Consider the following 12,812-nt stretch of genomic DNA (forward strand, 5'->3'; position numbering starts at 1 on the left):
CCGGTACCCGCCGCGCCGCAAGGGTCCAAAGACAACGCACTTCGATGAGGCTGTCGGCGAGGGGGTGGACGAGGCAGATCGTCCGGGATCGCTACATGTCTCCCCTGTTCAATGGGGGTGTAGCAGCGTGAACTACACCCTTGCCCACCTCGAAGCCCCGAGTACGTCTGGTCTCGACCAGTACGACTGCTGGCAGCGCGCCGAAGAGGCTCAACATCTGGCCATCGCGCTACGTGAGCAGGCCGCCGAATACCGAGCCGCCTGTTCTCCGGGGCTCCACACCACGATCATCATCCTGGGCGAGCTCGCTGCTCGCCTCCAGGAGCGTGCCCACCGCTTCCGAGAGGCCGCTGAGGTGCTGGACGGACGGAGCTGACCGGCTGGGAACGGATGACACGTGACGATGTTCGATCGAGGGCTACCGACAGTCACGCGCGGCGGAGCTCGACTCCACAATGGCCGTCGCCAGCCCGCGTGTGCCGGAGCAAGTAGGTCTGCTCGGGTTCGAGGTCGTTGAGGAGCTGCCCATCCACGACGAGGAATGTCTGCTTTTCGTAGTCAGAACCTTCACGTCGGCCGACGCCGTACGGGTCGATACGCCACGTGCCGTCCTGCTGCCAGAGCACGTGGGGTCGCTCGAACGGTGCTATCTGGAAGGGTCCGCGGCGCCCACCGAATAGCGCCGGCGCCTGAATCACGAGTTCAGGAACCAGGTCCCAGTGATCCGGCGGGGCGGGGTTGCCTGCCGGGTCAACTGGCTCGCCGGTCGTCATCGGGTGCAGCTTTTTGCTGTTCAGCAGCATGTCGAGACTTCCTGGCCCCAGCCACTAGTCCAACTGTATAACGCCCTACACAGCGCCTCCTCCGCACGACAGTGGACCGCGCGGAGGAGGCGCGAGGGTTGGTGGTCTACCGCTTCGTCCGGGCGATCCGCACCGGGACGCTGAAGAAGTCGCCGAGGGCCAGGCGAACGAGCACGGACAGCTTGAGCTTGTGCTTCTTGGCGACCTTCTTGAGGTCGGGCAGGAACGCGGGACGCACCTGGTACTGCACGCGTGAGCTGTTTGGCTTCGGCTTGGCCTGCCGACCGGGCTTCTTCTCCAGGACCTCCAGCCCGGCGAAGAGCCCGGACTCGTGAACGGGTCCGCGGGCGTCTGCGATGAGCTGCGGAAGGCGCTCCACGCAGTCCCGGACCGCGGTGAGGACGATCAGCTCGGCTGTTCGGCCGGTCGTCTGCATGTTCTGGAACTTCGTCGCCAGAACATCGGGGACGTAGGTCTGGAGGGTGATCGGGCCTCCGGCGAACTCCTCCGTCTCGTCGTCCAGGTCGTCACGCTCGTCGTCGTCCTCCTGGTCCGCGTCCTGCTCGAGGTCTGCCAGCTCGGTGGACGGCGTGCTGTCGACCGCGTCCTGCAAACCAGCACCAAGAGCCGGCGGCTGGGCGGTCACCTCGTCGGCCGCATCCTGCACGGCGTGCTCGGTCGTACTGGAGATTCCCTGCTGTTTGCCCTGTTCAGGACCCTCGTCGGTCGCGCCGCCCGGAGGCTGGAGGGTATTCGCGGGCGGTGCGGCGGTCTGTCCGGCCGGCGACGCCGGTGTGTCGTCCGTTGCTGCCGCAGCTGCTGGCGATTCGGCGACGACCTGTTGAACGATCGGTGCCGCAGGTTCCTGCGCGGCTGGCGGCTCGGCGGCTTTGCGCTGTTCAGGCTGCTGTTCAGGAGGCGTGCTGGGCGCCGCCTCGGACGTTGACGCGGCCGCGGGCGGCGCAGGTGCCGCAGCCTGCTGGGCAGGCACCTGATGCTCGCTCGTGGGCACGTCCGCAGCTGGTTCTCCGCTGGGCGCCTGGGCGGCGGGGCCGGCCAGCGCGGCCGGGACCGCGCCGGGTCCGCCTTGAGCCGCTGCGGTGAGCCGCCGGGCTCGGTCGCGGCGACGACCGCCGCCCAGACCGGACACGTCCGGGGTCTTAGGCCGCGCGGGGCCGGTGTCGGTGGTCTCGGTCATGCCGGCAGTACCTCTCCAGACTCAGCAGCGTCTTCGGCTTCGATCTCGGCGATGGCTGAGACGATCTCCTCGACCAGGTCGAGGTAGTCCTCGCCGACCTGTTCGGCTCGCTCCGTAGGCAGTACGTTGCCCCGGCTCCCCCGGCGCTTCTCCCACCACTTCACGCCGTCGGTGGCCTCGGCGATCTCGAACGACAGCTGACCGCGGCCGCGGCATGCCTTCGCCACGGTCTCGGCGTCACGGATGACCGACCTGAACACCGGGGCGTCAACCCCTGCCTTGGCCAGGATCTCCTCGACTTCCCGACGGGCTTCGACCCAGGCACCGACCGCTCGCTTCTCCCCGGTCTTCTTGTCGGTGTAGTACTTGTGCGCGAACTTGAACAGCACCGCGCCCAGCAGCATCAGGTCGGGGTTGTACTTGCGAGCTTCCGTGAATCGCTTGCTGACCCCCTCCATGCCCTTGATGGAGCCCGCGTCCGCCACCGACATGGGCACTAGTGCGTAGCGCGCGGCGGCCAGGGCGAGGATCTGGGGTTCCTTGCTTGAGGGCGGGCAGTCGATGACCACCCAGCTGTACCCGTACTGAACAACGAGCCTGGCGATCAGGACCGCAAGCCCCAACCAGGCCGCCGGGCCACGTTGCTGCGATGCGTACATGATGCCCGCCGGCAGGTTCGACAGCTCCTCACCAGCCGGGAGCAGGTCCAGGCACTGGCGGCCACGGACGTCGCGGATGATGATCGGGTCGTGGCCGCCCAGGATGGCTTCTCGAAGGGCGTAGCCCTCGTCGTTGAGGGGGTCGGTCCCCGTACCCAAGTCCTCGTGGGCATTGCCTTGCAGGTCCATCTCGATGAGCAGCACGCGGCCGTGTGGCTGGCCGTCCTCGGCCTTGGCCGCCTCGGCCTCGGCCAACAGGCCGGCGGTGTGCGTCGCAATCGAGGTCTTACCTTGCCCGCCCTTCCCCTGGAACACCGCGATGACGCGCTCCAGGACCGGCCGGATCAAGTCGATGAACGCCTCGAGTTCCGCCGGCGGTGTGCTGGTGCTGAACCCTCTCAACGTGAGCTGGCTAAGCGCGGGCAGCTCGGTAGAGACCACGATGGACTCCCCTCCTGTTCGTGACGACGAACGTGTTGTACGCACTCAGGCGAATCGCACGTGATTCCGCCTGTTCACGCGTGCGCGAGGGTGAGGGTACCGCTGCTGCCTGCTTCGTTCGTGAGTCGATGAGGCGGAGCGTGTCGGCATCTGAGGCTACGTCTGCATGATGATCAGTGAGCCTTGCTTGGGCACGAGCTGTACCAGCGTCCGAGATGTTGGTCTTGCGTACCTGCAAAAGTGCAAGCCATAGCGGGGCTGGGAGCTGGTTCGTAGACAGCACTGCACGCCAGTGCGTGCATATGTCTGTTCGAAGATCTCGCAGTATATGCGTTTGTTGAACCGACCGCTTGGCTGCGTGTTTACTCCTATGCTTAACCTTACGGATACACATAAATGCAATCATGCTGCGGATCGTTAGTGCACCCGTAAGGTAAGTCCTACAGCCTGTCTGACACCCCACCGTCCTGGCGCATGTGCACTCGTTTGTAAGTGGGTTTGCGGACAGTGTCAATAACCGGATCGCACAAACGGCGTTGCAATAGCGCCTGGCACGGGTCTGCCTCACATCCAAGTTATTGGATTTTGCAGCAATCTTACCGAGGGAAGTTTGAAAGTATGTATTAGTAGTCGTACGAATGGACTTTCGACAGAAAACATCGCAGGATTTGACATGGGTCGGAGGCCAGGCTACCTGTATACGCTTCCCAGCAGCCGTGTGTACGGCTGTAAAACCAGACTGGTCAAGCAACGTATACATCGACTGCCGATGACACACACAAGAGGCTATCTGAGGGCTGAGTAGGAGACTGTCAGTGCGACTAACACGGCGACTAGCGAAGAGACTAGTTCGTGTCGTCTGCCAGGTCATATGCCGAACCTTGCATGTATCGCTGCCACTCCCAGCTTCGTCAAAGCGGCGCGGTTCTCCCAGGAGAAAAGCACCTGACGTCATGCCCATAATCCTGGCATTAACTGCGTCCGCCTCACAAGGTGAACTCCATCGGCCGCGTGGCAGCGCGCAGCTTCCTTACCGTGGGGAAGTCGTCAACTTCGGCCAACACGCTTAGGGCTTCGGCAGCCATATCGTGCTCAGGATCATCATCTAGAGCCTCTTGGATCTCGTCGGCCGCGTAGGCGAAGGTCACCAGCGACATGGTCGTGAACTCGTGATGCCTGCGTTCGCTGGCGAGCATGTCGATCCATTCCCGCTCGTCATCCGGCATCATGAGCGCATCGGCAGTTGCCACGATCACATCGGCGGCGTGTGTCAAAGTGTCGATGTTGGCACCAATCCACTCCTGTTCCTGGCTCAATTGGGACTCACCGGCTGTCCGCATGTCGCGCGCGCGCTTCTCATCTGGGCGACCGTAGGTCGTGAGGCTAATCAAGCGATCGAACCGATCCTGCACTCCTTGGCCTCGGGTAATGGCGTAGCTTGCACCAATTTGCCGGCGCAGGACGTCCCGAGGTAGGCCGATCCGGAGTCCGAATCGCAGCGCGGCCAGCTCGGCGCTGCGGTCCAGCCACCACAGCGCGTTGACGAGGCTGAGCGCGTCCAGGTGGTCAAACGCGCGCACTCCACGATTCGTCGCCGGGCAGCGGCGCAGGAAGCGCAGCACGTCGGCGGGGTCGGCGGTGTCCGGCGCCGGGATCTGGTCGCGCCGTGGATCGTCCATGTGTTCGCGGCGTCGAGCGATCGCTCGGACGAGCGCCGCGACGTCGGCAGGAGGGGGAGCCGACTGCCAGTGCGCATGGCAACCGATCCCGGAGAACTCGCAGCGGAAGGCGTCGCCGGCGAGCAGCACGCGGTGTACCGCGTGAGTGCTGGTCAGCTCGACCACCGGTCGGGCGGTGCGCACCTCGGCGATCGCGAGCCCGAGAACTGCCGGCGTTGACGGGCTGATCGCGTCGTCGGTGAGGTCGGCGAGGAGTTCGTCCAGCCAGCGCCGGGCCGTGACGCCGTGGCGTTCGGCGGCGGCCGCCAGGTCGTACGCGACGGCGACGAGCTCGTCGCGGTGCTTGGTCAGCCAGTCCCACCGCGGGTCGTCGTGGTCTACGGTGCAGTCCCGGCGGGCCCGCCGGGCGAGATCCTGCGTCGGCTCGTCGTAGCGCAGCAGGTCAGTCAGCGTGGACAGGCGCCAGCGTGCGGGCTGGTGCGGGTCGCCACGGCCGGTGCGCCGGCGCCGGACGGAGCGCGTGTCGCCTTCAGCTCGCTCGTGGCTGTCGCGACCGATGCCGAGCCTCGCGCCGAGTTGGTCGTAGAACAGGCCGTCGCCCAGTCCGCCGCGTAGGTGGTGCCGTTCGGTGCGCCACCGGTCCCAGGAGCCGGCGATCACCAGCAGCTGAGCATCCAGTGCATCAGCTCGACTGATCCATCCCGGCACGGTGGGGACGGGGTGTTTCCGCAGGTAGGCGAGGGTTTCGCGGGGGTTCGACCGTGCGGGCGAGGGGATGTCGTCCGGGTCGCAGCAGTCAGCGTTCTGGTGCCTATGGGCGATGCGACCGATACACCCGATGAGTTCGGTTCGGGTGATTCGAACGGGGGGCAGCATGTGGACCACTATTTCACTGCCATCTAGAGGCTGGCCCGGGGTGACGGGCCACTCAGGGAGCGTTTTGCGGAGCTCAAGCCCGTCGCCGTAGCCGCTGACCTGGGACTTTACCCTCCCCTGCCGTGCCCACGCCACCTCGGGAGCCCCTTGTGACACCTGGCCGACCCGCCTGCGACGGCGATCCGCACGGATTGCGCGGAATTGGCCATCGAACCCGCCCTCGAAGTGACTGCGCTGCCGTCGCTTCGAGGGCAGGCTCCAGCGCGATGGCGTTGCCGCTCGTGCGCGGAGTTACGCCGCCTGAACAGGCGGGACGTGGATGAACGACATCGTGCTGTAGGCGAGCGAAGCGTTGAGCGACTGGTCGGTGTGCAGGTACGTCCGGGTCGTCCTCGGGTCGGCGTGGTCGAGGAAGTCCTGTACCTCGGCCAGCGTCTTGGTCTTGCCGAGCAGGGTGGCCGCGGTGTGCCGAAGCGAGTGCGGGGTGAGCTTGGCGGCCTTGGCCGGGGCGATGCCCGCCGCGGCGGCGATAGTGCGGATCATCTCGGCGAGCGCGTCCGACCGTAGTCCGCGGCCGCCGGGCCGGCCTTGATACGGCGTGGTGCTGAAGGCCAGGCCGTCGAGCTCGTCGACGGGCACGCCGAGGCGTTCGGCGACGAGCTCGAGGTAGAAGTCGACGGCGGTGGCCGCGTAGGGGACCAGCGGCTTGAGCCGGTCGGTGGTCTCCCCGCCGTCGCCCTTACCGTGGAAGCGAAGGACCCGGTGCCCGTCCTGGACCAGGCGGACGTCCGGGACGGTGGCCAGCTGGACCGCTCCGGATCGGACGGCGGTCGTGTAGAGCGTGCGCAGCACCGAGACGTCGCGGGCGGCGATCTCCAGCGCGAGCCCGCCGAGCGGCTTGGCGTGTTCCAGGCGCCGGTCTGCCTCGGCCAGCAGCGCGTTGAGCTCGTCCTCGTCCAGGTACGTCGTCTTGGACTTCGCGCGCTGCCGCTTGGGGCGCTTGACCCGGGCGGTGGGGTCGCGGACGTCGATGTCGTTGTCGAGCAGGTAGCCGTACCAGGAGCCGACCGCGGCCAGCCGTGCGTTGACGGTCTGCGGGTTCTTGCTGTTCAGGTGGGTGGCCAGCCAGTCGTCTACGTCGGCGCGGCGGGCTGCGAGCGGGTCGACGCGGCTGCGCAGGCAGTAGTCCAGCCACTGCGCCAGCCCGGTCTCGTAGGAGCGGCGGGTGTGCGCGGACTCGGCGCCGGCGACTTTGGCCGCCCACAGCTCGGTCAGCCCGCGCAGGTGGTAGCGCTCGTCCGGGGCTGGCGGCGGCAGCACCAGGCTGGCCGCGCTGGCGAGCGTGACCTCGCCCGGCCGGGCGACCTCCGGCCCGCGGTCCCGCCGCAGCTCGACCTCGGTGCTCACTGGGGCTGGTCCGTTCCGGTCGCGCGCAGGCCGTCGAGCGCGTGGGCGCGGCCCAGGCAGTAGGTGCCCGAGGCGACGAACCCGGCCACCAGGCACATGCCCGTCGCCGTGGCGATGGTGACGATCCGGCCGGCGGGCAGCACGAACGCGCCGACGAGGCCGGCGCAGGCGAGGACCGCGGCCAGGGTGAAGTACCGGTGGGTCCACTGCCGCCAGCGGTCGGGGACCGGCCGTGGGACTGATCGTGGGACCGTCACCGCGAAGCCTCCTGCGAATCGTTTCCGCTGTTCACCGCGTTGGCGTGCTCCCGCCAGATCCTCGCGCACGCCGGGCGCCGGCACCGAAGCTCCTCCGGGGCCTCCTCGAGCGCGACCGCGGAGTAGTCGTCGAGCACCTGGTGCGAGCAGACCGCGCTGAGCAGCCGGTAGCCGCTGCTGAGCGGCTGCCCGCTGGAGTGCACCTGCCCGGCCTCGCTCGCGTGGTAGACCTTCGTCGTGCGCGTGTCCGGGCGCGCGAACGACGAGGCGTCCCGGGGCGCGGCCAGGTAGTCACCCATCGCCGTGTTCCTGTGCGTTGTCGCTGTTCAGGGCCGCGCGGCGGGCTGCGCCGCGGCGCCGCAGCCGCCGGTCGGCCACCACGATCAGCGCCACCGCGGCCACCACGCACGCCAGCCCGGCCAGCAGCTGGTGCGCCCAGGTCAACAGCACGATCGCGGCGCCACCGGCTACGGCGACGCCGATGATCAGCAGCACGGTGGCCGCGGTGCCCGGCGGAGCCGGCCTCGGCGGTACCGAAGCGGTCGTTGGGCCGGTGGGGGAGTGCGGGGCCGGGGCGGGCTCGCCCGCGGACCCGTGACCGCGCGCCAGGGCCGCTTCGTCGAGCTGCACCGGACGCACGTCGGTGGGATCGAGCAGTCGCTCCTGGCGGCCCGTGCGCAGCTGCACGGCGGTGGACAGGGCGTCGCGGTGGATGGCCTCGAGCTCGGCCGCCAGCTCCTCGCGCAGCTCGGTGTCGCCCCAGCCCCACTCCCGCGCCAGGCTGGCCAGCCGTGGGTTGGACCAGGCCGTGCGCAGCTCGGCGTCGGTGGGCGCGAAGTCGATCACGCCGAGCATCATGTCGCGCATCGCGGTCAGCTCGGTCTCGGTCGGCCCGGCGCCGGCCGGGTCGGTGTTCACGCCGTCTCCCCGGCACCGGCGGCCGCGGCGTCGCGCTGGGCGAGCTCGTTGAACGCGGCGGCGGCCGCGGCGTCGTCGGTGCCGCGGAAGTGCTCGCCGGTGTGGTCGGTGAGCCGGTAGCTGCGGACCGCGGTGGACCACTCCAGCCGCAGCACCCCGGCCTCGGCGACGACGATGCGGTCCTGGCGGTCGGCCAGGCCGCGGCGCACCAGCAGTTCGGCCCGGTCGGCGGTCAGCTCCGGCGGCACGACGTGGTGCGGGCGCGGGTTGAGCAGCCCGGCCGCGGCCAGGGCCTCGACCGCGTGGCGGGCGGTGAACTCACCCAGGCCGCGCCAGCCGTAGCGGGTGTGGTCGACGTCGCGGGTGCGTAGCACGTGCTCGGCCATCGCGAACACGTCCTCGCTGATCTCTTCCGCCGCCGGGTCGGCGGCCGGGGCGCTCACGCCTCGCTCCGGGTGTCGAGCTTGCGGAAGCCGGTCTCGGTCCGCTCGACGGTCTGGCCCTTCACGATCACCGCGCGGCCGGCGGGGACGTCGACGAGCAGGACGTCGCTGCCCAGGTCGTCGGGCTCGTGCCCGCCGCACCAGGCCGCCATGACCTTGCGGTTGGTCAGCTCCAGGGTCATCCGGTCCGGGGCGCCGGCGTCGACGGTGAGCTGGTGGCGCGCCAGCTCGGCCAGCACGTCGGTGTCGGGCAGCTCGGGGCGGTCGGTGTCGGCGAACGTCGAGGCGGGGAAGGTCACCTCGAACTCGCCGACCATGTCGCCGTCGGCGTAGATGGCCAGCTGGCCCCACTGCTCGGGCTGAGCGATCCCGAGGTGGTCCAGCTCGTAGGTGACGCCCTCGTGCTCGAACCGGGCGATGGTCTCGGTCGGCGTGCTGCTCATGCCGGTCAACTCCCTCAGTGTCGGTGGTCCAACAGGATGGGTGGATCTCGTGGTGGTGCGCGGTTTGTGCTGTTCAGGGCCGGGTCGTCGCCGCCCGTTCAGGGTGTGGCGCGGGACTGGGCCCGCCGTGCACCTCGACGACCAGGCCGACGCGGCGCCCATCGCGCACGAGCCTGGCCAGCACGTCCCGGAGCTCGGGCGCCAGCTGCGTGGTCTCGGTCTCGGTGAGGACGATCCACACCCGGTCAGCGGGGCCGGTGTCCTGGCGCTGGGCCAGGGCCTGCCCGGCCGCGGTCATGAGGTCCGCCGGGCGAGGGAACCTCCGCACTGCCATGCCGGTGTCGGCGTGCCACGTGCACGCCCAGACGGCGTCTTGTCCGCCGGGCGTGGTGTCTGTGCTGTTCAGGTCGCCCATGAGGTCGTCACCGTCCTTGGGTTCGGGCGATTCGGCGCGGCGCGCGAGTGCGGGCCGCGGTGGTGCCGCGGGGTGGCGACGACGGCGCCGACGATCTCGGTGTCGCCGCGCTGGCGCAGGGCCTGGCGGGCCGAGGCGGGAAGTACCCGGTACCAGCCCTGCGGGTCCCGGATGACGTAGTGCTCGCGCATCAGGGCGGCCAGGACACCCCGCAGGCTCTCGACGGGAGGTGGCGGGTCGAGGTGAGCGCGCAGCTGGGTCAGCTTCCACGGGCGCGCCTCGTCGACGAGCACCAGGCCGCGCTTGACCAGCCGGCCGAGCTGCCGACGCAGCTGCCCGTCCGAGGCATCGGGAAAGTGCTGGTGCAGCGACGCGAAAGTCCACTCCGCCTCCGGATCACTACGCAGCACCGCCTCCACGTCCTCCAGGCTCAGCCGCACCTGCGACCACTGCGCTGGCGGGGCGATCTGCCACGTGCGCGGGGTACGCAGGTCGGCCAGCTCGGCGCGGATATCCGCCAGCCGCGCCAGCAGGCGGCGCCGCTCGTCCTCGAGCGCGGCGACACGCGACTCGACGTCCGCATCGCCGCGCTCCTGCTCCTCGGCGGGCTCGGCAGCGCGGGTGTCGCTGGTCTCCGACCCGATCACGCTCGATCACCGCCACGCGGTGGACGGTCTCCGGTGCGCCACCGGGACAGCGCGACCTGGCGGATGTCCAGCCCCGCCTTGTCCTGCGCCGCCTGCTGCGTGGACTCGGCGCCGGCGGCCAGCAGCAGGTCCCTCGCGGTGTGCCACAGCGGGTCGAGCTGCCGGTAGAGCTCCGGGCGCATCGTCTCGTCTGTCCAGGCCCGGACTTGCAAGTCGGCGGCTCGGCGAACCACCTCCGCGTAGTCGCTGCCCCAGAGATCAGCGTGATCGCGCAGCAGGACGTCCGGCGCGGGCAGCGTGTTGATCCGGCCGTCGTCGCCGACCGTGAAGTCGTCCGGTGTGCTCATGCTCGGTCAGTTCCCCCTCGAAGTCCGAGCCCGCGTTCGATTGCGCCTGTTCAGCGTCGCCCAGCGCGCCGGCGTGCTCACGCCGCTCCCGTGCCGTCGACCCTGCTGGGCAGGAAGCTGTCGAGCACGGCGGCCGCGGCGACGATCTTCTCGGGCGCGGCATCGACCGCCAGCTGGCTGAGCAGCCGGACGGCAACGGCGGCGCCCTCTGCCGCGGTGGCGTAGCCGCTCGGGCCCGGCACGCCGGTCCGTCCGATGTTGCGCTGCATCTCGGCCAGGTCGGCCGCGAGCCGCCGGGTGGCGCTCTCGGCGTGCTCCAGCGTCAGCGTGAACTCCCGCTGCGCGTCCGCCTGGTCCTCGACGGGCCGTCCGGCGCCACCGAGGCCGGGGTCCATGTTTTCGGTGCCCTCCAGAGCGCTCACGGCGCCTCCTCCCGTCGTCCCGACCCACAGTAGTAGATAACCGTGCTTATCTACTACTGTCACAAGGTGACTTGATCCGATTCGGATTCGCAATCAACCTAGTTACGAACTCGAATCGAATCGTGGTAGGGTGACGACCATGACCGATGAGCAGGGCGAGCAGCCCGCTGACCAGCAAGAACGCTCAGCGGCGGACCGCGAGCCCGCCGATCCCGGCGCGGCGACCAGCGATTCCGGCGCTCGCGGCGAGCAGCCCGGCGGCCCCGTCGCTGGTGAAGGCGGCGCAGACGGCCCGTCGACGTCCGACCCGGCGGACGCGTTCTTCGCGGCGCAGGCCGACCTCACCGGCCGCCCTGCGGCCGAGCTGGCGGCGGAATCCGCCGGGGCAATCGAGCCCGGGGTCTTCGTCGACGGCGAGGGCCGACGCGGCTATGCCCGCCACGTGGGGCCCGCGGAGGTCGCCGCGGTCGCGGCGCGAACCCGGCCGGCGCGGCTGGATCCGGTCTCCGCCGTCGCGTTCAACGAGGCGCACGTCCGTCGCTGCGGGTTTTCCCGCTGCCGCAAGCCGCTGCCCGACGAGCAGCGTGCCGGGAAGAAGTCCGAGTACTGCTCGAAGGACGTCACGTCCTGGGAGGTCGAGCCCGGCGTGCTGAAGACCTGCGGGCAGATGGCGCGCTCCGAGCGCGATCTCGCCGCGGTCATCCGCCTCCAGACCGGAGCCGACGCCGAAGGACCGGTCGGCGTCCCCGACCTCGACGTCGTCGAACTGGGCGAACTCGTCGATACCGCTATCCCCGCTGTTCAGGCCGTCCTGGGGCCCATCACCAGCCTGCTCGACGGCCTGGGCGGCGTCCGCGCCCAGCTCGCGCAGGACGTGGCGGCCGCCCACACCGCCCGCGACACCGCGCTACAGGAGGCGGCCGCGGAGAAGAGCAACGCCGCGACCGCACGCCAGGTCGCCGTCGACGCCGAGGCCGCCAAGGCCGCCGCGGAGACACGGGCGGAAACCGCCGAGGACGCCGCGCGCCGCGACCGCCTGGCCAAGGAGCGCGCCGAGAAGGCCGAAGAGCGCGCCGAAGGCCGGGTCACCGAACTCCAGGACAACCTGGAACGCGCCGACGAACGCATCGAGGCCCTGGCCGAAAAGGCCGAGAAGGCCGCCGGCGACCTCGCCCGCACCGAAGGCGAGCTGACCGCAGCCCGCGCCGCGACCGAGGAGCAGAAGCAGCGCGCCGAGGCTCAGGAGGAACGCGCCAACGCCGCCGTCGCCCAGGCCGCCGAGCTGGAACGCACGCTGCGCGAGGAGTTCGCCGCTGAGCTGGAGCGCCGCGCGGGCGAGCAGCAGCGCGCCCTCGACGACGCCCGCGCCGACTTCGACCAGCGACTCGAAGAGGCGCGCCGCGAGTTCGACGCCGCCGTCGAGCAGGTCCGTGAACAGGCCGAATCCGCCCGCGATGCCGAGCGGCGGGCATACGCCGACCAAATCGGCCAGCTGCACCAGCAGCTCGGCGGGCTCACCCAGCGCGCCGAAACCGCCGAGACCGCGCGGCGCGAGCAGGCCGGTCTGGTCCGCGCGTTGCGAGCCGCCTTGGCCCGAACCATCACGCTGGCCGGCGAGGACGACGTCGAGGACCGCGCGGGCCGGCTGGCGGAGCTGCGTCGCGAGTTCCGCGCCCTGTTGGAGGAGGTCGAGTAACCGGCACCGGTGGCGGTGGACCGCGCGGACCCTGCGCGAGCCACGCCGGGCTGGTCAAGCACACCCCGCTTGACCAGCCCGGCGCCGCCCGCGCCACCGGGACGCGCTCCACCGCCACCGCCACCGGCCCACGGCCATCAGCACTCGACCAGGAGGACCAC

16 protein-coding genes are annotated in these 12,812 nt (G+C 69.9%); 2 read left to right on the forward strand and 14 right to left on the reverse strand.

Going from position 1 to position 12,812, the window contains the following annotated elements; translation table 11 throughout:
• The first annotated feature begins 127 nt into the window (after positions 1-127).
• Positions 128-376 (forward strand): hypothetical protein, encoded by a 249-nt coding sequence (locus tag ACYVLJ_RS39940; RefSeq protein WP_370973710.1) that lies wholly within the window; start codon positions 128-130, stop codon positions 374-376.
• 52 nt (positions 377-428) lie between these two features.
• Here the strand turns inward: ACYVLJ_RS39940 and ACYVLJ_RS39945 are convergent, their stop codons facing one another.
• From ACYVLJ_RS39945 to ACYVLJ_RS40010, 14 genes are all read right to left on the reverse strand, one after another.
• Entirely contained in the window at positions 429-803 is a 375-nt protein-coding gene (locus ACYVLJ_RS39945) for a hypothetical protein (protein WP_370973708.1), read from the reverse strand.
• 106 nt (positions 804-909) lie between these two features.
• Complete coding sequence (locus ACYVLJ_RS39950) at positions 910-2,001, reverse strand: hypothetical protein (protein WP_460442572.1); 1,092 nt, start codon at positions 1,999-2,001, stop codon at positions 910-912.
• Positions 1,998-3,101 (reverse strand): ParA family protein, encoded by a 1,104-nt coding sequence (locus ACYVLJ_RS39955; protein WP_370973705.1) that lies wholly within the window; start codon positions 3,099-3,101, stop codon positions 1,998-2,000. The genes ACYVLJ_RS39950 and ACYVLJ_RS39955 overlap by 4 nt, the downstream gene beginning before the upstream one ends.
• Before the next feature lie 986 nt (positions 3,102-4,087).
• Complete coding sequence (locus tag ACYVLJ_RS39960; protein WP_460442573.1) at positions 4,088-5,656, reverse strand: hypothetical protein; 1,569 nt, start codon at positions 5,654-5,656, stop codon at positions 4,088-4,090.
• Positions 5,657-5,947: 291 nt separating this feature from the next.
• Positions 5,948-7,063, reverse strand: a complete 1,116-nt coding sequence (locus tag ACYVLJ_RS39965) for a tyrosine-type recombinase/integrase (protein ID WP_370973701.1) — start codon at positions 7,061-7,063, stop codon at positions 5,948-5,950.
• Complete coding sequence (locus tag ACYVLJ_RS39970) at positions 7,060-7,320, reverse strand: hypothetical protein (RefSeq protein WP_460442574.1); 261 nt, start codon at positions 7,318-7,320, stop codon at positions 7,060-7,062. The genes ACYVLJ_RS39965 and ACYVLJ_RS39970 overlap by 4 nt, the downstream gene beginning before the upstream one ends.
• Entirely contained in the window at positions 7,317-7,619 is a 303-nt protein-coding gene (locus ACYVLJ_RS39975; protein ID WP_370973697.1) for a hypothetical protein, read from the reverse strand. Before ACYVLJ_RS39975 ends, ACYVLJ_RS39970 begins: the two co-directional genes overlap by 4 nt.
• A complete protein-coding gene (locus tag ACYVLJ_RS39980) occupies positions 7,612-8,238 on the reverse strand; it encodes a hypothetical protein (protein WP_460442575.1) in 627 nt (208 codons plus the stop codon). The genes ACYVLJ_RS39975 and ACYVLJ_RS39980 overlap by 8 nt, the downstream gene beginning before the upstream one ends.
• Positions 8,235-8,681: a hypothetical protein gene (locus ACYVLJ_RS39985; protein WP_460442576.1), complete on the reverse strand. Its 447-nt coding sequence runs from the start codon at positions 8,679-8,681 to the stop codon at positions 8,235-8,237. Before ACYVLJ_RS39985 ends, ACYVLJ_RS39980 begins: the two co-directional genes overlap by 4 nt.
• Positions 8,678-9,124, reverse strand: a complete 447-nt coding sequence (locus tag ACYVLJ_RS39990) for a hypothetical protein (RefSeq protein WP_460442577.1) — start codon at positions 9,122-9,124, stop codon at positions 8,678-8,680. The genes ACYVLJ_RS39985 and ACYVLJ_RS39990 overlap by 4 nt, the downstream gene beginning before the upstream one ends.
• A gap of 73 nt (positions 9,125-9,197) precedes the next feature.
• Positions 9,198-9,458 (reverse strand): hypothetical protein, encoded by a 261-nt coding sequence (locus ACYVLJ_RS39995; protein WP_460442578.1) that lies wholly within the window; start codon positions 9,456-9,458, stop codon positions 9,198-9,200.
• Positions 9,459-9,526: 68 nt separating this feature from the next.
• A complete protein-coding gene (locus ACYVLJ_RS40000; RefSeq protein ID WP_460442579.1) occupies positions 9,527-10,186 on the reverse strand; it encodes a hypothetical protein in 660 nt (219 codons plus the stop codon).
• On the reverse strand, positions 10,183-10,533 hold the full coding sequence (locus tag ACYVLJ_RS40005) for a hypothetical protein (protein WP_460442580.1): 351 nt from the start codon (positions 10,531-10,533) through the stop codon (positions 10,183-10,185). The genes ACYVLJ_RS40000 and ACYVLJ_RS40005 overlap by 4 nt, the downstream gene beginning before the upstream one ends.
• A gap of 77 nt (positions 10,534-10,610) precedes the next feature.
• Positions 10,611-10,955: a hypothetical protein gene (locus ACYVLJ_RS40010; RefSeq protein ID WP_460442581.1), complete on the reverse strand. Its 345-nt coding sequence runs from the start codon at positions 10,953-10,955 to the stop codon at positions 10,611-10,613.
• 139 nt (positions 10,956-11,094) lie between these two features.
• Here ACYVLJ_RS40010 and ACYVLJ_RS40015 point away from each other — a divergent pair, with 139 nt between their 5' ends.
• A complete protein-coding gene (locus ACYVLJ_RS40015) occupies positions 11,095-12,651 on the forward strand; it encodes a coiled-coil domain-containing protein (RefSeq protein WP_460442582.1) in 1,557 nt (518 codons plus the stop codon).
• Positions 12,652-12,812 lie beyond the last annotated feature (161 nt).

It is taken from the genome of Amycolatopsis stemonae (genome assembly GCF_054781455.1).

Bases quoted from the DNA above. Each gene is read 5' to 3' on its own strand.
- ACYVLJ_RS39950 (WP_460442572.1), bottom strand. From the start codon at position 2,001: ATGACCGAGACCACCGACACCGGCCCCGCGCGGCCTAAGACCCCGGAC.
- ACYVLJ_RS39975 (WP_370973697.1), bottom strand. From the start codon at position 7,619: ATGGGTGACTACCTGGCCGCGCCCCGGGACGCCTCGTCGTTCGCGCGC.
- ACYVLJ_RS40005 (WP_460442580.1), bottom strand. From the start codon at position 10,533: ATGAGCACACCGGACGACTTCACGGTCGGCGACGACGGCCGGATCAAC.
- ACYVLJ_RS39960 (WP_460442573.1), bottom strand. From the start codon at position 5,656: ATGCTGCCCCCCGTTCGAATCACCCGAACCGAACTCATCGGGTGTATC.
- ACYVLJ_RS40015 (WP_460442582.1), top strand. From the start codon at position 11,095: ATGACCGATGAGCAGGGCGAGCAGCCCGCTGACCAGCAAGAACGCTCA.
- ACYVLJ_RS39990 (WP_460442577.1), bottom strand. From the start codon at position 9,124: ATGAGCAGCACGCCGACCGAGACCATCGCCCGGTTCGAGCACGAGGGC.
- ACYVLJ_RS39945 (WP_370973708.1), bottom strand. From the start codon at position 803: ATGCTGCTGAACAGCAAAAAGCTGCACCCGATGACGACCGGCGAGCCA.
- ACYVLJ_RS39995 (WP_460442578.1), bottom strand. From the start codon at position 9,458: ATGGCAGTGCGGAGGTTCCCTCGCCCGGCGGACCTCATGACCGCGGCC.